The organism is Streptomyces resistomycificus (assembly GCF_001514265.1).
Lineage (GTDB): Bacteria > Actinomycetota > Actinomycetes > Streptomycetales > Streptomycetaceae > Streptomyces > Streptomyces resistomycificus.
Genome location: NZ_KQ948990.1, coordinates 352,800 through 371,904 on the forward strand (window position 1 = coordinate 352,800; position 19,105 = coordinate 371,904).

Below are 19,105 nucleotides of genomic sequence, written 5' to 3' on the forward strand. Positions count from 1 at the left end.
CGCCCGAGCGCGGGTGACGTGAGCGCGGGGGGCCGCCCGTCGTCCGGGCGGCCCCCCGCTTCACCTCACTTGGCCGGGCACTCCTTCCACGCCATGTGGTACACCGTGCTGATGTCGCCGTCCGTCGAGTCCATCGTCATGAAGCTGACCTTGCCGGGCGACTGACTGCCGGCCGTCACGCGCAGCTCGGTGTTGATGTTGAAGTTGCGCTGGACCCCGCAGGGCGCCCACACCAACTGGGCCCAGTCCGTGGTGTCGGTGGCCTGCCAGTTGTCGTCGAGCGGACCGGAGAGCGGGTGGTTCTTGAACACCGTGCTCGACGAGCCCTGGAAGTAGTACGAGGCTCTCTGCACGGCGCTCGCGCCGGGCTGGAGCGACGCGAAGCCGCGGTAGTCGGCGCTGGCGATGGCGTACGTGAAGCCCTGGGGGACGTGGACGATCAGGTTGAGCTGACAGTTCTTGCGGAACGCGGTGGGGTCGGAGTTGCCTCCGGCCTGGGCGAGATAGTCGCTGTAGGTCACGGTGAAGGCGGTGTTGTCCTCGGAGACGGCGACCGCGGTCGTGCCCTGCGGGCAGCCCGAGCCGTTCACCGTGGCGACCTTGATGACGATCTTGTCCGGGGGCGGGTCGACGAACCCGGTGGACGGGCTCTGCGTGGGGAGTGCGGTGGTGAGGAGCGCGGCGATCGCGCCACCCATGAGCAGGCCGGCTGTCATGGTCTGTCCCCTTCAGTGGGATCGGTGGGGGGTGGACACACCCGAGCTCCACCTGCCAACTCCGTGAACGATCTGTGGAGTTGCTGTGAAGCATCGAGGGCGATCGCATCGTAGGGAGCCCCGACATGACATGGACAGGTCGAACTCCGGCCATTCACCCCGGGCCTTTCACACCATTCCTAAAGACTGAACGGGAGTGGGTCCTGTTGCCGGGACCGGTGCTCAGCCGGGTGCCCCGAACGGTGTGGGCATCCTGGTCGCCCGCTTTCGCTCCACGGCCGGGCAGCGCGCATCGTGTGCGCGGTCCGGGAATGTGGGGGCGGGTTTCCTCACGCCGTCGGGTCTCCGGTCGGGCCTGGGCGGTCCGATGCCCCGCACCATCACTCTGGTGATGCGGGGGCGGTGCCGTCCTTTGCCGGATCGGATATCCGAGGGCGCGTCGCCCGATCGCGATGCTTGCCGCATCGTGCCGGGACATTGTGCGGAGACGGCGGCAGCGTTTGTTGCGGCCGTGCTTCTCACGGCTGGTGCCGTCGCTGAAGTCGAGCTCCTCGATCGCGATCGCGGACGCCCCGCGGCGCCGGGTGTGGTGCAGCAACCGGGTCAGGCCAGCGGGGTGAGGAAGCGGCGGCGCAGGGGCTTGCCGAGCCTTCCCTCGGGCAGGCCGCGGAAGGTGAAGCGGGACATGACGTACAGGCCGAGGCCGAGCAGGATCAGGGACATCGCCGGCTCGGCGACCTCGGTGGACAGCCGCGACAGGACCGTCGCGCCGAGGAACGAGCCGATCGCGCCGGGCACACCGATCCTCGCGACGACCTTCCAGTCGACGTTCCCGAAGCGCCAGTGCGAGGCGCCCGACATCAGCGTGGTGCCGATCTCCGCGAGGTGCACGGTGGCCGAGGCGGCGGCCGGACCGGTGCCCAGGGCCAGCAGCAGGGTGGTGGAGGTGACGCCGTAGGCCATGCCGAGGCTGCCGTCCACGAGCTGGGCCCCGAGGCCCGCGAGGGCGAGCAGTATCAGCGTGCGCATGAGTCGTCCCGTCGTTCCCTGGCTTTCCTACCGGGTGGGTAGGGATGAACGGGACGTGACCCCAGGTCGTCATTCCGAGCGGAACCTGAGACCGCGATGAGGACCCGTCACAGCGACGGGTTCGCGCCCCACGGCTCAGGGGTTCTCCCAGGCCGCCGGCTCCGCCGCCAACCGCCGCACCGGTTCGGGCAGGGCGTCGGCCGCGATGTCGGCGACGGTGACACCCTCCAGGATCCGGCGGACGTTGGCGCGCAGCGCGATCCACAACGGCAGCAGCGGCTGGGCCGATCCGGTGTACTCGAGGCCGGTGGGCCGCTCTCCCCGCACCGAGACGATGGGCCCGTCCACGGCGCGGATGACGTCGGCGACCGTGATCGCGGAGGCCTCGCGGGCCAGCCGGTAGCCGCCGCCCCCGCCACGCCGGCTGTCGACGATTCCGCCACGCCGCAGATCGCCGAGAATGCCCTCCAGGAACTTGTGCGGGATGCCCTGTTCGGCTGCGATTTCCTCAGCCTTCACCGGCCCTTCGCCCTGTCGTACGGCGAGCTCCAGCACCGCCCGTACCGCGTAGTCCGCCCGCGCAGAGATCCTCATACGACAATTGTGCGGCGTCGGACCGTAGAGAATGACCCAGCACCCACGGTCGCGGACGACCAGCACAACAGGAGGCGCTCCCTTGGGGCTCAGCAGACGAACATTCAGCGCCCTCGCCGGCACCACGGCACTCGGCCTCGCGCTGGGCGGCAGCGGTGGCTCAGCGACGAGCGCCCACGCCTCCAGAAGCGTGCGCACGGGCCCCGCGCCGGGCCCGCCGGCCGCGGACGGCAACGGGCACACGGTCGGCTTCGACCGCTACTCGCTGATCGTCGACGGCCGGCGGCTGGTCCTGTGGTCGGGCGAGATGCATCCCTTCCGGCTGCCGAGTCCGTCGCTGTGGCGGGACGTCCTGCACAAGACGCGCGCGCACGGCCACAACGCGGTCGGCGTCCACGTCGCCTGGAACTACCACTCCCCCGCGCCCGGCGCCTACGACTTCACGGGCGTCCGCGACCTGGACCTGTTCCTGCGCACGGCCGCCGAGGCCGGCCTGTACGTCATCCTGCGCCCGGGCCCGTACATCGGCGCGGACGTCGACGCCGGCGGCTTCCCCGGCTGGCTCACGGCGACCGAGGGCCGGGCCCGCACCTCCGATCCGGCCTATCTCTCGCACGTCGACGAGTGGCTGACGCAGGTGAACGCGATCGCCGCCCGCCACCAGTTCACCCGGGGCACGGGCACGGTCCTGCTCTACCAGATCGAGAACGAGTACGACGCCTTCGCCGCCGACCCGGCCGGGCGCCGCTACATGTCCCACCTGTACCGGAAGGTGCGGGCCGACGGCATCGAGGTGCCGCTGTTCCACAACGACAAGGGCCGCAAAGGGCGTTGGCTGCCCGGGTCCTTCGACACCGGCGGCCGGAAGGGAGGGTGGCTGTACGGCTTCGACGAGCGTGCGGATCCCGCCCGGGCGCCCTCGGATCTGGGGTACTTCGCGGCGGACGGCCGCGGGGGCGGCTCCTCCGCCGCCCGGAGGTCACCGGGGTTCCTGGCCGAGGCCGGCGGGGGCTCGTCCGACCCGTGGGGCGGGGCCCCGTTCCGGGGCAAGGGCTACGCGGAGGCGCGGCGGACCCGGGACGCCGCCTACGAGCGGCGCTTCCACCTGACCAACCTCGCCAACGGCATCACGCTCAACAACGTCTACATGACCTTCGGCGGCACCTCGTGGGGCTGGCTGCCCGCGCCGAACGTCTACACGTCGTACGACTACGGGGCGGCCTTCGACGAGGGGCGGGGCGCCACCGCCAAGCTGGCGCCCCTGCACCAGCTCGGGCATCTGCTGCAACGGGTCCCGGACTTCGCCAAGCTGGACCGGGCGGCCGCGGTGCGGGCCACGGACGGCCGGCTGAAGGTGTACCACCTGACCAACCCCGACACCGGCTCCCATGTCTACGTCGTGCGCAACGACACCGACCGGGAGATCTCCTCGACGATGCCGCAGGCCGGCATCGAGGTGCCGTTCACCGTCCCGGCCCGGGACGCCCTGCTGCTGACCGCCGGGCTGGCCCTGGGGCGGCGCAAGCTGAAGTACGCGACCGTGCAGCCCATGTTCTGCGTCACGGCGGGGCGGCAGGACATCGCCGTCTTCGCAGGACGGCACGGCGACATGGCGCAGGTCGTGCTGGACTGCTCCGAGGACCCGGTGACGACCCGCCTGGACGCCGAGGCGGCCTGGGTCTACGACCGCGGTCTGCTCCGGGTGACCGCGCCGCTCGGCGTCGGCGGTCTGACCCGGGTCAAGGTGGAGGCCGCCGGCTCGGAGCGCCCGCTGCTGCTGTTCTTCGCCGACGAGGCGACCGCGCTGCGGCTGTGGCCGGTCGACACCCCGTCGGGCACGGTGCTGGTGTACGGGCCGTCGCTGGTGCGCGGGGTGACCGTGCGCGGCGACACGGCCCACCTGACCGGCGACACGGCCGGCGAGACCGGCCTGGAGGTGTGGGCGCCGCGCGGTGTCGGCCGGGTCACCTGGAACGGGCGCCCGGTGCGCACCAGGCTCAGCGTCACCAACAGCCTGCTGGCCGAACAGGTGGTGCCCGGCGTGGGGCCCCTGACGCTGCCCGCGATCGACTCCGGCTGGCGACGGCACACCGAGAACCCGGAGTCCGACCCGGACTTCGACGACTCGGCGTGGCCGGCCGCCGACCGGAAGACGTCGTTCAGCATCACGCCGGTACCCGAGGGGCAGCCCGTCCTGTTCGCGGACGACTACGGCTTCCACTACGGCGACGTCTGGTATCGGGGTCGCTTCGAGGGCTTGGCCCCGGACCTCGCGTCCGTGTCGCTGTCCTACAGCACGGGCACGCAGGGCCTGCTGATGGCGTGGCTGGACGGGACGCCGCTGGGCACCCACCGGATGCCGGTACCGGACGACGGGACGGCGACGAAGGGGAGCTGGGCGAAGACGGCCACCTTCACCCTGCCGGACGAGCTGCGCGAGGAGCTGGGTGAAGGGCGGGGCGGGGTGAGCCGGGAGGGCGACCAGCACGTCCTGTCCGTCCTCGTCCGGCCGATGCAGCACGACCAGGACGGTGCCGCCGACGACGCCCACAAGGTGGCCCGCGGTCTGACGGCGGTGACCTTCGAGGGGGCCGCGCCGAAGGTGAGCTGGCGGCTGCGCGGCGCGGCGGAGGCCGACCCGGTGCGCGGTCCGCTGAACAACGGCGGGCTGTACGGGGAGCGGGAGGGCTGGCACCTGCCGGGGTTCGCGGACGGTGCGTGGAAGTCGGTGGACCTGCCGCACACCCGAACCGGTCAGGGCGTCACCTGGTACCGCAGGACGTTCCGGCTGGCCGTCGACGCGGGCGTCGACGCCTCGATCGGGCTCACCCTGGACGACGACCCGGACCGCGCCTACCGCGTGCAGGTCTTCCTCAACGGCTGGAACATGGGCCAGTACATCAACGACGTGGGCCCGCAGCACACCTTCGTCCTGCCGAACGGGATCCTGCGCACACGGGGCGAGAACACACTCGCCCTGGCCGTGCTGTCCGACGGGACCACACGGTCGGGCCTGCGGGACGTACGGCTGACGCTGCTGGGCTCGGCCGCCGGAGGAGTGCCGGTGACACCGGTGGACTCCCCCGGCCGCTAGGCCCGCTGTCCCCGAGCGGCCTGAGGCCGCCGGCCGGGATCAGCCCAGCCGGATCACGTTCCAGGACAGCGGCTCCAGTACGGCGGTCAGGGTGCCGTCCGTCAGGACGGTGCCGTCGACCGGGTGCGGGGCGACCCGCCCGGGGTCGTCGAGGGTGTTGCGGGCGTCCGGGTCGGCGTCCGCGAGGGCGCTGTGCTCGACGACCGAGGTCAGGCCGAGGCCGCTGACGGCGACTTCGAGCGGCAGCGCCTCGGTGCGGCTGCGGTTCACGGCGAAGACGGTGACCGTGCCGTCCTGCGCGCGCACGGCGGTGGCGTGCAGCAGGTCGGCCTCGCCGTACTTCTTCGTCTCGTACGTCGGGGAGTCGACCCGCACGTCGAGGACCTCGCCGCGACCGTACTTCGAGGCCTGCGCGAACGGGAAGAACGTCGTCTGACGCCAGGCCGGGCCGCCCGGCTCGGTCATGATCGGCGCGATGACGTTGACGAGCTGGGCGAGGCAGGCGACGGTGACGCGGTCGGCGTGCCTCAGCAGCGCGATGAGGAGGGAACCGAAGACCACGGCGTCGGTGACGCTGTAGTTGTCCTCCAGGAGGCGGGGGGCCTCGGGCCAATCGTCCTGCTCGAACGTCTTGGCGCGCGCCTCCCACTCGGGCAGGTACCAGACGTTCCACTCGTCGAAGGAGAGGTTGATCTTCTTCTTCGACTTGAGCCGCGCGCCCACGTGGTCGGCGGTCGCGACCACGTTGTCGATGAAGGACTCCATGTCGACGGCGGAGGCGAGGAAGGAGTCGACGTCGCCGTTCTCCGGCCAGTAGTAGGCGTGCAGGGAGATGTAGTCGACGAGGTCGTACGTCTCCTGGAGGACCGTCGCCTCCCACTCCGCGAAGGTCGGCATGCTCTGGCTGGAGGAGCCGCAGGCGACCAGTTCGACCTTCGGGTCGATCTGGCGCATCGCGCGGGCCGTCTCGGCGGCGACCCGGCCGTACTCCTCGGCCGTCTTGTGGCCGGTCTGCCAGGGGCCGTCCATCTCGTTGCCGAGGCACCAGAGCCTGATGCCGAAGGGGTCCTTGTCGCCGTGCGCGGCCCGCAGGTCGGACAGGGCGGTGCCCTGGGTGTGGTTGGCGTACTCCTGGAGTTCGAGGGCTTCGGCGACGGAGCGGGTGCCGAGGTTGACGGCCATCATGGGCTCGGCCTGGGGGCCGATCTTGCGGAGGAAGGCGATGTACTCGGAGAGGCCGAAGCGGTTGGTCTCGGTCGAGTGCCAGGCGAGGTCCAGGCGGCGGGGGCGGTCCTGCGCGGGGCCCACCGAGTCCTCCCACTTGTACCCGGAGACGAAGTTGCCGCCGGGGTAGCGGATGGCCGTCGCGCCGAGTTCGCGGACCAGGTCGAGGACGTCGGTGCGGATGCCGTCCTCGTCCGCGGTGGGGTGGCCCGGTTCGAAGATGCCGGTGTACACACAGCGGCCGAGGTGTTCGACGAAGGAGCCGAAGAGGCGGGGGTTCACCTCGCCGACCGTGAAGGCGGGGTCGAGGGTGAAGCGGGCGGTGCTCATGCTTTCCTTTCGGGGTTCGGTTTCGTGGGGTCGGTGGGGGCTGGTCGCCCCCACGCGGCCAGGCCGCACGGTGACGAGCCCCGCGCCCCTTAACGGACGTCCGGCCAGCCGTTCTTCCTCCAGCTCAGTCTGTTCAGCCCGAGCTTGGGCGTGCCCTCGTCCTCCGCGTCGTAGTAGTGGTACGCCAGCCAGTCCTGGCCACGGTCCCTGAACAGCGACTGGCCCCCCGTTCCGACGTACCTGCCATGGCCCTCCAGCAGCAGGTCTCCGCCACCCTCCAGCATGGGCTTTCCTTCGCTGTCGAGGTACGGGCCCTGCACCGACGTCGACCTGCCCACCCTGATCTTGTACGTCGAGTCCACGCCGGAGCAACAGGCGTCGTACGACGCGAAGAGGTAGTAGTACCGGCCGTGTCTCACGATGTACGGGCCCTCGACGGCGTACGGGGCGTCCGGACGCGTCGCCAGGTGGTGGACCGTCGCCGCCTCGGCCGCCCTGCCCGTCCGCGGGTCCAGCTCCACCATGCGGATGCCCGTCCAGTACGAGCCGAACGACATCCACAACCGGCCGTCCGCCCGGATGACCGCCGGGTCGATGGCGTTCCAGGCGTCGGTCGTCTCGGACGTGAGGACCTTGCCGTGGTCCGTCCAGGTGCCGGGCAGGCCGGTGCGGGAGGTGGCGACGCCGATCGCGGAGTGGTTGGTGCCCCAGGAGGAGACGGCGTAGTACAGCCAGTACCTGCCCGCGCGGTAGGAGATGTCCGGGGCCCACGGGTCGCCGGTGTCGTTGTACTCGTACCACCAGCTCGGCGGCTCGGCGAAGGCGTTGCCCGCGTCGTCCCACCGGACGCGGTCCTTCGACACGCGGGCGCCGATCACGCCGCCGGTCGAGTACGCCACGTAGCCGCCCGACCTGAGGAGGATCACGGTGGGGTCGTGGATGATCTGCTGGCCCGTGACGCGCTGGGGGTCGGGGTAGGTGGCGTCGGCCCGGGCGGTGCTCGGCAGGAGGGCCACCACGGCCGCGGTGAGCAGGGTCGCGAGTCTGAGGCGCACCGAAACTCCTTACTGGCCGGCCAGACCCGTGTGGGCCACGCCCCGCACGATCTGGCTCTGGAAGAAGACGAACACGACGATCAGCGGCAGGCCCGCGATCAGGCCGCCGGCCATGAGCTGGGGCCAGACGATGCCGAAGGCGTTCTGCACGGTGGCGATGCCGTTCGGCATGGTCATCAGGTCGGGGTTGTTGGTCACCATGTAGGGCCAGATGAAGTTGTTCCAGGAGGCTATGAAGGTGAAGATCCCGACGGCCGACAGGGACGGCTTCGACAGGGGCAGGACGATGGTGAAGAAGATCCGCCAGCGGCCGGCGCCGTCGATGAAGGCGGCCTCCTCCAGTTCGCGGGGCAGCGACTGGAAGAACTTGTAGAGGATGTAGACCATCGCGGCCGGGGCGCACTGCGGGAGGATCATGCCCCAGTAGGTGTCGACCATCCCGAGCGCCTGCACGGTGGTGAAGAGCGGGACGCCGAGGATCGCCGGGGAGAACATCAGGCCCGCCATCGTCACCGCCATCAGGGCGGACTTGCCGCGGAACTCGGTGCGCGCGAAGCCGTACGCCGCGAGCGAGGCGGTGAGCAGCACGATGAACGTCACGCAGACGGACACGACGACCGAGTTCACGAACCAGTTGGGGATGTTGCCCGCGTCGAGGACGCCCTTCCAGGCCTCGAAGGTGAGGTCGTCGGGGATCCAGTGCGGGGAGGCGACCGACTCGGTGGGCGTCTTCAGGGAGGTCGACAGGGCCCAGACGAGCGGGGAGACCCAGATCGCGGACAGGACCAGGGCGACGATCGTCAGAGCGATCTGCGCGGGGGTCCAGGAGCTCCTGGGCTTGCGTACGGCGGGGGTCGGCGTCGTCATCGGGTGGTCCCCTCCTCGCGGTCGCGCAGCAGCCACATCCGGCCCAGCGCGACCACGGCGATGATGAGGAACAGGATGAAGGAGATCGCGGAGGCGTAGCCCACGCGGTAGCTGGTGAAGCCCTGTTCGAGGGTGTACTGCACGAAGGTGCGGGTCGATTCCTCGGGGCCCGGGGTGAACTGGTACATCACGACGGCCTGGTCGAAGACCTGGAGCGAGGCGAGGATCTGGAGGGCGAGGACCAGGCCGGTGATGTTGCGCAGGTTGGGCACGGTGATGTGGGTCAGCCGCTGGAAGGCGCCCGCGCCGTCCAGTTCGGCGGCCTCGTAGAGGTGTCGCGGGATGGCCTGGAGGGCCGCCAGGTACAGCAGGAACGAGAAGCCGACCGTCCACCACAGGGTCGCGACGACGATGGCGAGCATGGCCGTGGACTTCTGGGTGAGCCAGGGGGTGTCCGTGCCGAGGACGTGGTTGACCATGCCGTTGACGGGCTGGAACAGCCACCACCACAGGTTGCCGACGACGGCCGACGGCAGCAGGAAGGGCGCGAAGAAGCAGAGCCGCCACAGCCACTTGAAGTGGACGGTGTGGTGGGCGACCAGCGCCATGAGGAGGGCCACGACGACGATGGCCGGGACCACGTACAGGGTGAACTGGACGCTGTGCCACAGGGAGGACCAGACGAGGTCGTCCTTGAGTGCCTCACGGTAGTTGTCGAGGCCGACGAAGCTGGTGTGGTCGCCGGAGATGTTGGCGTCGGTGAAGCTGAGGTAGAGGCCTCGGGCGACCGGCACCATGACGAAGAGGCCGTACAGGACGAGGAACGGGGCGACGAACCAGCCGCCGTGCTGGAAGCGGCGGCCCCAGCGCAGCCGGGCGGACTCGGCGGCGGTGGCCGTGCGGGGGCGCAGGGTGGTCGCGAGGGTGGTCGTGGTGCTGCTCATGCGGCTCCTCCCGTGACCGTGAGTTCCTCGGCGGCGGTGCGGCCGTCCATCGGGTTCTTCATGGCGAGCAGTTGCTCCAGGGCCCCCTTCATCCGGCGGGCCGCTGTCTCCGGCCGGGCGGAGCCGAGGTTGGAGGCGGCGATGGCCGGGCCGATGCGCTGGGCGAGGATGCCGGTGGAGCCGGCGAACCAGACGCGGGGCTCGGTGGCGGGATGCTCCATGGCGGGCTTGGAGTACTCGTTCTGCGGGGCCAGCTCGAGGTAGGCCGGGTCCTCGAAGGTGGGCAGGTAGGCGGGGACGTGGCCGCCGGCCGCCCAGGCGGTGGCGTGGGTGACCATGTAGGCCGCGAGCAGGTGCGCGGCCTCGTCGGCGGCGCCGCCGCGGCCGGACTGGTGGGGCAGCACGAAGGAGTGCGACTCGGCGTGCGTGGCCGGCTTCCCGAAGACCGGGGGCAGCGGCTGGGCGCCGTACCGGATCTTCTCGCCGTTGAAGTACGGCACCGACCAGTTGCCCTCCCAGGCAAATGGTGATCCGGCGATGAAGGCCTCGCCGTCGGCCTCGCCGGGCGTCACGTAGCCGTCGGTGACGTGCTTGCGCAGGAACCGCAGGACCTCGGTGGCCTTGTCGGTGTCGAAGGTGACGGCCGTGTGGTCGTCGTCGAAGTAGGTGCCGCCGAGCTGCTGGTAGAAGGCGACGAAGAACCACCAGGCGAAGTTCTGGTCGTTGGCGTGCAGGCCCAGGGTCTGCTGCCCCTTCTTCAGCTGCCCCTTGGCCGCCTTGAGGATCTCGAACCACTCGTCGGCGGAGGTGGCGGCGGGCAGCCTGCCGTCGGTGTCGAGGAGGCCGGCCTTCTCGCACACGTCCTCGCGGTAGAAGTTCAGCTGGACGTGGATGTCGAGGGGCAGGGCGTACAACCTGCCGTCGACCAGGCCGCGTTGCCACAGCACCGGGTTGAAGTCGGACTCGCGGACGCCGTACTTGGCGAGCAGGTCCATGTCCCAGGGGTCGAGGAGGCGGCCGGGCGCGAAGCCGGGCACGCGGCCCTGGTGCATGACGGCGAGTTCGGGTGCCCGGTTGCCGGCGGCGGCCATGGCGAGCTTGGTGTAGTAGGGGCCTCCCCAGGTCAGGGTGGAGGCCTTGACGGCGACCTCCGGGTTCGCGTTGCGGAAGGCGTCGACCATGGCGACCTGGTTGGCGCCGTCGCCGCCGCTGAAGAGGTTCCAGTAGCGCACGCGGGTGCGCGCGCTGGAGGCGAGGGCGTCGGCGCCGGTGCCGAGGGCCGCGAAGCCTAAGCTGCCCGCGACCGTCAGCCCGCCCGCCGCAGCCAGCAGTTGCCTGCGATTCAGGCCAGGTTGTCCCATTCCCTGCCCTTACTGTTCGATATTCCGAATGGTGCCCGTAACTTCGAACGGGACCGTAAATTCGAAGCGCTTGCGCGTCAATGGTTCGGGCAGAAAACAACGGCATCGAAAACAGCGGATCAGGCTTTCGAAAGTCGGTCGTTCCCGGTTGAACAACGGTCGCGGGATCGCATGACGCGGACAGTTGTGGGCGCGTAATCTCGGACGAGCCGCCGAACGGCGGTCAGAAGGGGGACCGATGGACATCGCGGGCGCGCGCAGGACCGCGTCCCGGATCGCCGCGGCGCTGCGGAGTTCGCGGCGTGGCAGCGCGTTGCGGGGCCTGGCGGCCGATCTCGCCACCGCCCTGTGTGCCAGACCCCGTCCCCCGGCCGACGTCCACGAGCTGTGCGCGGCGCTGTGCGCGGAGATGAGTGCCCGCCGCGGCGGGCGGCCCGTCGAGCTGCGTTTCGAACGGTTTCCCGACGAGATCGAAGTGACCGGTCTGTGGGTGGAGTTCCAGGACTTCGACCTGGTCATCATCGAGGAGCGGGCCGAAGCCGTGCAGCAACTGGTCATCCTGGGACACGAGTTGTGGCACATGCACGCCGGACACATCCACCACCACGTGGCCGGTGCGGCGGCGGCCGACGCCCTCACCGACCGGCCCGGCTGGAAGGACGTCGCGTTGACCGTGGCCGCCCGTGACGGCTCCCGCGCGCGGGACGAGGCCGAGGCCGACGACTTCGGCCACCGGCTCGCCGCCGCCTTCCGCCCCCTCCTCACGGGGGACGCCACCGAGGCGCCCCTAGACCCGGTACGGCGGTCCATGGGCTACCGCGGACGCGGAGGTGCGGCGCGGTGACCACCGCCTTCGCACCGGCGGGCGGTTCGCCGCGCCTGGTGGCGGGCCCGGTGTGGCTCGCGCAGGACCCGTCCCATGTGCTGAGCGAGCTGTCCATCTCCTTCTGGCTGCCGACCGTGGTCCTGACGGCGGCCCTGGCGATCAAACTGCCCAGCATCGTCAAGATGTGGCGTGACCCGCTGCTGCGTGCCGTCGGCGGTCTGCTGCTCTTCGCCTGCGCGGTGTTCGTCTTCGCGGCGCCGAGCACCATCGCCTGGACCAACCGGGTCACCGGCGTCCCGAACATCTCGGCGCCCTGGGTGTACTCGCTGCTCACCACGCTCTGCGCGTCCTGGCTGCTGCTGATCATCGCCTGGCGCAACGGCCTCACCGACCGCGCCCACCGCACCCGCAGCGCCACCCGCTGGGTGGTCTCCGTCTACGCCGGGGTGATCGTCGCCCTGTGGGTGCTCTTCGCGTGCGCCGACGCCCCCGTGGAGCGGCTGCGGGACCTGGACACCTACTACGCGAACACACCGTTCATGCGCGAGCAGATCCTGCTCTACCTGACCGCGCACACCGTGGCCTCCACGGTCACCGCCCGGCTGGTCTGGAACTGGATCCGCACCGACGGCCTCGACGCCTGGCTGCGCTGGGGGCTCAGGCTCCTGGGGGTCGGCTTCGCGACGAACCTGTTCTTCGCCGCGTCCAAACTCACCGCCGTCGTCGCCCGCTGGAGCGGCCACGACCTGGACTGGCTGTCCACCAACGTGGCGCCGTCCGCCGCCTGCGTGGCCGCGACCCTGGTCGCGGTCGGCTTCATCGTCCCGCACGCCGGCCAGTACCTCCAGGAACGCTGGCGTGTCCGGCGCCGCCACCGGCGCCTGCGCCCCCTCTACACGCTGATGCGGACCGCGACCGGCGGCCACGAGCCCCTCACCCTGAGGGCCCCCGCCGAACTGCGCCTGATCCGCCGCGAGACGTTCATCCGCGACGGGCTGCTCCAGCTGTCCCGGCATCTCGACGAGGAGCTGCGCGGACGGTCCCACGCCGCCGCCCTCGCCCTCGGTTTCGAGCCCGGCCGGGCCCAGGCCCTCGCCGCCGCCGTGACGATCCTGGACGCCGCCGCCGGACAGCGGTCCGCCGAGGGGGCGCCGGGGGCCGCCGAGGAGAGCGCCGCCGAACCGGACACCACGTATCTGCTGCGGGAGATCGAGGCCGTCTCCGAAGCCCTTCGCCGCCCCGACGACATCAAGGCGGTGCGCGCCCGCGCCGCCGCCCCTGCAGAGAGCGTGTCCGCGCATGACTGAACCACCCACCCCCGCCAGAACCGCCGTCGTCCTGGGGGGATCCCACACCGGCATGCTCGCGGCGCGCGCGCTGGCCGAGTTCGCCGACCGGGTCGTCGTCGTCGAACGCGACGTGCTGCCCGACGGCCCCGAGCCGCGCAGGGGCCTGCCGCAGGCGCGGCACGCCCACATGCTGTGGTCGGGCGGGGTGCGGGCGGTGGAGGAGCTGCTGCCGGGCGTCACCGGGACGCTGCGGGAGGCCGGGGCGCGGCGGGCGCCGGTCACCACGGACATGGTCGTGATGGGGGCGCGGGGCTGGTTCCGGCGCTGGCCCGAGTCCCACCACGTGATCCTGGCCGGACGGGACCTGCTGGACGCGACGATCCGCGCGCGGGTTCTCGCCGACCACCGGGTCGAGGTGGTGGACCGGGCCGAGGTGGTGGGGCTCGAAGGTACGGCGGAGGCGGTCACCGGGGTCCGCGTCCGGGTGCACGACGACGCCGAGCGTTCCCTCCCGGCCGATCTGGTCGTGGACGCCACCGGGCGCGGCTCCGGGGCCTCCCGGTGGCTCACCGCCCTCGGGCTGCCGGCGGCGGAGCGGCGCGAGGTCGACTCCGGGCTGGTGTACGCCAGCCGGCTCTACCTCGCTCCCGAGCAGGCGCGGGACGGGTATCCCGTGGTCAACGTGCAGCCCGACCCGCGGGACGGCGGCCCCGGCCGGGCGGGCTTCCTGCTGCCCATCGAGCACGGCCGCTGGATCGTCACCCTGAACGGCACCACCGGCGGCGAACCGTCCGCCGACGCCGACGACTTCGTCCGGTTCGCCCGCGAGGAGCTGCGCCACCCCGTCATCGGCGAACTGCTGGAGCGGGCCGAGCCGCTGTCCGACGTGTCGGTCACCCGGACCACCCTCAACCGCCGCCACTACTACGAGCGGATGCCGTCCTGGCCCGAGAACTTCGCCGTCCTCGGCGACGCGCTGGCCGCGTACAACCCGCTCTACGGTCACGGTCTCGCGGTCGGCGCCCAGAGCGCCCTGCTGCTGCGGGACGTCATCCGGCGTCAGGGCTGGGGCACGCCCGGGCTGTCCCGCCGGGTCCAGAGGGCGGTGGCCCGGCCGGCCGGCGCGGCCTGGGACCTCGCGATAGGCCAGGACGTCTTCTATCCCGGCGCCACGGAGACGGGGCCCACGCTCACGGACCGCCTCGCCGCCGCCTACGTCCGCCGGCTCATGCACACGGCCACCGGCAACGGCCGCGTCGCCCGCCGCGTGACCGACGTGACGTCCCTGGAACGGCCGGCGACCGTACTGCTGAGCCCGTCGGTACTGCTGGCGGCAGCGGCGGGCCCCCTCAAACCGGCACTGAGCGGCCCACCCCTGACGGAACTGGAACGCAAGGCGGCGGGGTTGACCTAGGGCCTGCGGAAGGGGTCGAGTCGTCGCGGCGCGGGCCACGACGACCGGGCGGCCCCGACCCGCCGGGGACCCCCGCCTCGGACGGGCCGTCCCGGCACCGGACTCCCCCGGCCGACCGAACCGCCTCGGCGAGCCGCTGACACACCAACCGGCCTACCAAGCCGCCAACCCGCTCCGGCGGGCCGACGACCGCCCCAGCCGCCGGGACTCCCACAGCCGACCGGCTATCCCGGCCACCGGGGCTCCCCGGCCGACCGAACCGCCTCGGCGAGCCGCTGACACACCAACCGGCCTACCAAGCCGCCAATCCGCTCCGACGGGCCGGGGACTGCCCCCGCCGGGGCTCCCGCCGCAGACCGGCTATCCCGGCCACCAGGGCTCCCTCGACGAACCGGCAGCCCCGGCCACCGGACTCCTCAGCGGCCGCAGCCGCCCGCCGCTCGACCGCTTCGGTCGACTCGCCAACCCCCGGCGGGCGGCTGTCAGCCGGCGAACGTCGGCTGTGGCTGGCCCTTGCCCGCGCCGGGTATCACCAGGAGGGAGCCCGCCACCGGGTGCGGGGTCGGCAGGCCCACGCGGGCCGTCGTGACGTAGAGGTCGGTCAGGTCGGGGCCGCCGAACGCGCAGGCCGTCACGCGGGGGGTGGGCAGGTCGATCACCCGGTCCAGCCGACCGTCCGGTGTGTAGCGGCGTACCGCGCCACCGTCCCAGAGCGCCACCCACACACAGCCGTCGGCGTCGACCGTGAGGCCGTCGGGGAAGCCCGCGCCCTCCTCGATCTCCACCAGCGGGCGCCGGTTGCCGGCCCGGCCGTCGGTGAAGTCGAAGACGTCGACGCGGCGGGTCGGCGAGTCGATGTAGTACATCAGCCGGCCGTCGGGGCTCCAGCCCGTGCCGTTGCTCACCGCCACGTCGTCGAGGACGACGTCGACCGTGCCGTCGCCGGTGATCCGGGACAGCGTGCCGCCGCCGGCCGCCTCGTCGTAGCGCATGGTGCCGGCCCACAGGGAGCCGTCGGGTGCGACGGCGGCGTCGTTGGCGCGGCGGCCGGCGACGGGCTCGTGGTGCAGCCAGCGGAAACCGCCGTCCGGGTCCAGCAGCGCCACCCCGTCCCGCAGGTTGAGGACGAACCCGCCGGCCGCGCGCGGCTTGACCGCGCCCACGTGCTGGTCGGTGGTACGGATCGTGCGGCCGCCCGAGGCCGGGTCGTAGGTGTGGATCCGCGAGCCCAGGATGTCGATCCAGACCAGCCGGCCGGCGGCCGCGTCCCACGTGGGGCCCTCGCCGAGGGTCGCCTCGGCCCGGACGGCCACCTCGTACGCGTACGTCATGCCACGCTCCGGTAGCCGAGCCGCTCGGACAGTTCGGCGGCGCCCTTCGCGGAGAGCTGCTCCAGCTCGACCCGGCGCTCGTCGCTCCAGCGGATCATCGGCACCGAGATGGACAGCGCGGCCACCACCCGGCCGGTACGGTCGCGCACCGGCGCGGCCACACAGGAGACGTCCGGATTGGACTCCCGGCTCTCCACCGCGACCCCGCGCTGCCGGATCTCGGTCAGGGCCTCGCGCAGAGCGTCCGGGTCGGTGATGCTGTTGGGCGTCATCCTGACCAGGTCCGCGTCGTCCGGGACCCGCGTCGCGAGCTCGTGCTCGGGGAGGGAGGCCAGCAGCATCTTGCCGACGGAGGTGCAGTGGGCGGGCAGTCGCCGGCCCGCCGCCGAGACCATGCGCACGGCGTGCGTGGAGTCCACCTTGGCGATGTAGATGACGTCGGTGCCCTCCAGGATGGCCACGTGCACGGTCTCGTCGCAGGTCTCGGCGACCGAGCGGGCCACCTGCTGCCCCTCGGCGGCGAGGTCGAGCTGCTCCGCGTACCGGCTGCCCAGCTGGTACGGCCGCACCCCGAGCCGGTAGCGTCCGGGCTGACCGGGCACCTGGACGATGTACGACCGGGCTGCGAGCGTGGTGACCAGCTCGTGCACGGTGGTGCGCGGCAGCTGAAGCCGGCGCACTATGTCGGGGGCGGAGAGCGTCCCGTCCCCGTCGAGGAAGAGCTCGAGAATGTCGAGAGCTCGGGTCACCGCAGGTACAAGGCGTCCCACGACCGGCCCCTCCCTTACGCTAAGGCGTCCGTGTTCGAAATTTCAACAGACGATCGGCATGACGAACACAGGCTAGCCATAGTGCGTTTACCCGGGCAATGGGCAGGCCAGGTCACTTCCGCCTCATCCGTACAACCTTTCCCCTTCCGAGCGGTCATACCTGTGGACTCCCGTGGGGGGAGCTCGTCCCGAGCTATGGAGTGCTTGATGATGCGCGATTCCGCCGAACTGCGCCGTGTCCGACTCAGACGCGGCGCCGCCGCCCTGGCCTTCGTCACACTGAGTGCGGGCGGCTGGGCGTCCGCGCCCACCGCGACCGCCGCCGCCCCGGCGGGCGGCGCGGCGTGCGTGCCGACGGCGGGCTTCACGGGCTGCCGGCTGTACGACTTCTCCGGCGACAAGACGGACTTCAAGGTCCCGACCGGCGTGAACTCGCTGGACGTGCGGGCCTGGGGGCAGGGCGGCACGGGCGGCAGCATGGCAGGCGGCGGCGCGGGCGGATACGCCGCGGGCACGCTGAAGGTCACGCCCGGTGAGACGCTGTCCGTCGCGGTCGGCGGGTACGCCTTCGGCGACTCCTTCGGCGACGCGCTGGGCGGTGCCGGCGGCGGCGGCTGGGGCGAGCGCGGCGGCAACAGCACCGCCATCCGTACCAGCGGCGGCAAGGCGCTGGTCATCGCCGGCGGCGGAGGCGGCTCCGGCAGCATCGTGATGGGCAGCGGTTACGGCGGTGCCGCGGGCGGCGACAAGGGGCAGGACGGCTCCGAGTCGCCCTTCGGCGGCAAGGGCGCCGACAAGTCCACCGGCGGCGCGGCGACCGGCAACGGCGCGGCGGGTGCCGACGCCGCCGCGGGCGGCCGCGGCGGTGACGGCGGCAAGGGCCGTTCCGGCGGTGGCGGTGGCGGTGCGGGTTACGCGGGCGGCGGCGGTGGCGCGGGCTCGGACGACGCGCGGGGCACCGGCAGCGGCAGCGGCGGGGGCGGCACCGGCTACGCCGACCCCGAGCGGGTGACCGACGCGCGACTGGAGAGCGGCGACCGCGGCACGGCGCCCGCGAAGGACGACCCGTTCTGGTCGAAGATCCCGGAGCCGGAGACCGAGGGGATCGCCGAGGGCGGCGGCAACCTCATCGGCGGCAACGGCCGCGTGGTGATCCAGTGGAAGGGTGCCGTGGCACCGGCGGAGCTGACCCCCGCCACCGCCGCGGAGCAGTCCGTCGAGCTGGGGTACGAGGTCCCGGCGATGGCCGCGGTGGTCCGGGACAAGGACGGCAAGCCGGTCGAGGGCGTCTCGGTGAAGTTCGCGATCGACGACCCGGAGAAGCTGGGCCTGAACTTCGGCGAGCGCGAGAACACCCTGTCCGTGGTGCTGGCGAGCGACGCCCGGGGCCGCGTGGAGACCCCGGTCATCTACACCGGCAGCAGGAAGAAGGGCGACTTCACCGTCCGGGCGACGGCACCGGGCGGGCTCTCCACGACCTTCACCGTGCACATCAAGAACCTGGCGAACGAGGTGAAGGTCGCCGGCGGTGACAAGCAGCAGGCCGAGCCCGGCCAGGCCTTCGCCGAGGCGCTCCAGGTCCTGGTCACCGAGGACGGCAAGCCGGCCGCCGGCGCGAAGGTGGACTACCTCGTCCAGGGCGACAACTGGAACCGCCCCAAGTTCGACGGCGTCTCCGAGGGCGTCCAGGCTACGGCCGACGCCGAGGGCAAGGCGACGACGACGCACGAGCTGATCGCCGGCAGGGATCTCGGCACCTACACGATCACCGCGACGGTCGGCGGCGGCGCGTCCGCGACCTTCACCGTCGAGGTCGTCGAGAAGGTCGAGACCGACCCGTCCGCCTCGCCGTCCCCCAGCCCGTCCGGCTCCGCGGACGGCACGACGGGCGGCACCGGTGACGACGACGGCTCGACCTCGGGTGCCGGCAACGACAACTCGACGCAGACCACCACCAGCGGCGGCGGCCTGGCCAGCACCGGCGCGGGCGGCATCGGCCTGATCGCGGGCGCGGCCGCTCTGCTCGCCGCCCTGGGTGTCGCGGCGGTCCGCTTCTCACCCCGTCTGCGCACCCGCTTCCAGAACCGGGGCTGACCTCCCGAACCGCTTGATCCCCTGACCGGGGTGCGGGGCGTACGACACGCCCCGCACCCCGGTCTTCGTTGCGGGCTCCCCGTTCGGGGCGGTTCGGCGGAGGCGCGGATTCGGGCAGCGCCGCGAAGGACCGTCCGGCGAACCCGGCGCCCCTCGGCCGCACGCCG

Annotated in this window: 15 protein-coding genes and 1 pseudogene; 5 read left to right on the forward strand and 11 right to left on the reverse strand. The window is 72.0% G+C overall.

The genetic code is table 11. From position 1 onward, the window contains the following. Window positions 1–65 precede the first annotated feature (65 nt). The 4 genes and pseudogenes from AQJ84_RS11750 to AQJ84_RS11760 all read right to left on the reverse strand — a co-directional run bounded on the left by AQJ84_RS11750 (window position 66) and on the right by AQJ84_RS11760 (window position 2,339). Window positions 66–716 (reverse strand): DUF4360 domain-containing protein, encoded by a 651-nt coding sequence (locus AQJ84_RS11750; RefSeq protein WP_030043711.1) that lies wholly within the window; start codon window positions 714–716, stop codon window positions 66–68. Between the two features lie 179 nt (window positions 717–895). Next, window positions 896–1,323: pseudogene (locus AQJ84_RS44065) on the reverse strand (IS200/IS605 family accessory protein TnpB-related protein); the annotation flags it as partial. Then, window positions 1,320–1,745, reverse strand: coding sequence for a sulfite exporter TauE/SafE family protein (locus AQJ84_RS11755; RefSeq protein WP_030043712.1), 426 nt, complete (start codon window positions 1,743–1,745; stop codon window positions 1,320–1,322). The gene AQJ84_RS11755 and the pseudogene AQJ84_RS44065, both read right to left, overlap by 4 nt. A 135-nt stretch (window positions 1,746–1,880) precedes the next feature. Beyond that, window positions 1,881–2,339: an RrF2 family transcriptional regulator gene (locus AQJ84_RS11760; protein WP_030043713.1), complete on the reverse strand. Its 459-nt coding sequence runs from the start codon at window positions 2,337–2,339 to the stop codon at window positions 1,881–1,883. 82 nt (window positions 2,340–2,421) lie between these two features. On the opposite strand from AQJ84_RS11760, the gene AQJ84_RS11765 reads away from it, so the two are divergent. Further along, window positions 2,422–5,433 carry a glycoside hydrolase family 35 protein gene (locus tag AQJ84_RS11765; RefSeq protein ID WP_030043714.1) on the forward strand — a complete coding sequence of 1,004 codons (3,012 nt, stop codon included), beginning with the start codon at window positions 2,422–2,424 and terminating at the stop codon, window positions 5,431–5,433. Window positions 5,434–5,472: 39 nt separating this feature from the next. On the opposite strand, the gene arfA is transcribed toward AQJ84_RS11765, so the two are convergent. The 5 genes from arfA to AQJ84_RS11790 all read right to left on the reverse strand — a co-directional run bounded on the left by arfA (window position 5,473) and on the right by AQJ84_RS11790 (window position 11,214). Next, window positions 5,473–6,987 (reverse strand): arabinosylfuranosidase ArfA, encoded by a 1,515-nt coding sequence (arfA, locus tag AQJ84_RS11770; RefSeq protein WP_030043716.1) that lies wholly within the window; start codon window positions 6,985–6,987, stop codon window positions 5,473–5,475. A gap of 89 nt (window positions 6,988–7,076) precedes the next feature. Beyond that, window positions 7,077–8,042 carry an arabinan endo-1,5-alpha-L-arabinosidase gene (locus AQJ84_RS11775; protein WP_030043717.1) on the reverse strand — a complete coding sequence of 322 codons (966 nt, stop codon included), beginning with the start codon at window positions 8,040–8,042 and terminating at the stop codon, window positions 7,077–7,079. Window positions 8,043–8,051: 9 nt separating this feature from the next. Then, window positions 8,052–8,909, reverse strand: coding sequence for a carbohydrate ABC transporter permease (locus AQJ84_RS11780; RefSeq protein ID WP_030043718.1), 858 nt, complete (start codon window positions 8,907–8,909; stop codon window positions 8,052–8,054). Beyond that, window positions 8,906–9,853 carry a carbohydrate ABC transporter permease gene (locus AQJ84_RS11785; protein ID WP_053192068.1) on the reverse strand — a complete coding sequence of 316 codons (948 nt, stop codon included), beginning with the start codon at window positions 9,851–9,853 and terminating at the stop codon, window positions 8,906–8,908. The genes AQJ84_RS11780 and AQJ84_RS11785 overlap by 4 nt, the downstream gene beginning before the upstream one ends. Further along, window positions 9,850–11,214: an extracellular solute-binding protein gene (locus tag AQJ84_RS11790; RefSeq protein ID WP_030043721.1), complete on the reverse strand. Its 1,365-nt coding sequence runs from the start codon at window positions 11,212–11,214 to the stop codon at window positions 9,850–9,852. Before AQJ84_RS11790 ends, AQJ84_RS11785 begins: the two co-directional genes overlap by 4 nt. Window positions 11,215–11,452: 238 nt before the next feature. Between AQJ84_RS11790 and AQJ84_RS11795 the strand changes: the two genes are divergently transcribed. The 3 genes from AQJ84_RS11795 to AQJ84_RS11805 are packed head-to-tail and all read left to right on the forward strand — an operon-like array spanning window position 11,453 to window position 14,743. Continuing rightward, a complete protein-coding gene (locus AQJ84_RS11795; protein ID WP_030043722.1) occupies window positions 11,453–12,058 on the forward strand; it encodes a hypothetical protein in 606 nt (201 codons plus the stop codon). A 38-nt stretch (window positions 12,059–12,096) separates the two neighbouring features. Beyond that, window positions 12,097–13,347 carry an MAB_1171c family putative transporter gene (locus AQJ84_RS11800; RefSeq protein ID WP_198536345.1) on the forward strand — a complete coding sequence of 417 codons (1,251 nt, stop codon included), beginning with the start codon at window positions 12,097–12,099 and terminating at the stop codon, window positions 13,345–13,347. Next, window positions 13,340–14,743, forward strand: a complete 1,404-nt coding sequence (locus AQJ84_RS11805; protein ID WP_198536344.1) for an NAD(P)/FAD-dependent oxidoreductase — start codon at window positions 13,340–13,342, stop codon at window positions 14,741–14,743. Before AQJ84_RS11800 ends, AQJ84_RS11805 begins: the two co-directional genes overlap by 8 nt. A 482-nt stretch (window positions 14,744–15,225) precedes the next feature. Here the strand turns inward: AQJ84_RS11805 and AQJ84_RS11810 are convergent, their stop codons facing one another. Together AQJ84_RS11810 and AQJ84_RS11815 are read right to left on the reverse strand one after the other, a co-directional pair. Continuing rightward, window positions 15,226–16,074, reverse strand: coding sequence for an SMP-30/gluconolactonase/LRE family protein (locus AQJ84_RS11810; RefSeq protein WP_030043724.1), 849 nt, complete (start codon window positions 16,072–16,074; stop codon window positions 15,226–15,228). Continuing rightward, the gene (locus AQJ84_RS11815) at window positions 16,071–16,844 is read right to left on the reverse strand and encodes an IclR family transcriptional regulator (RefSeq protein ID WP_053192072.1); all 774 of its coding nucleotides are present in this window, start codon (window positions 16,842–16,844) and stop codon (window positions 16,071–16,073) included. Before AQJ84_RS11815 ends, AQJ84_RS11810 begins: the two co-directional genes overlap by 4 nt. 207 nt (window positions 16,845–17,051) lie before the next feature. On the opposite strand from AQJ84_RS11815, the gene AQJ84_RS44725 reads away from it, so the two are divergent. Then, on the forward strand, window positions 17,052–18,938 hold the full coding sequence (locus AQJ84_RS44725) for a glycine-rich protein (protein ID WP_053192075.1): 1,887 nt from the start codon (window positions 17,052–17,054) through the stop codon (window positions 18,936–18,938). Window positions 18,939–19,105 lie beyond the last annotated feature (167 nt).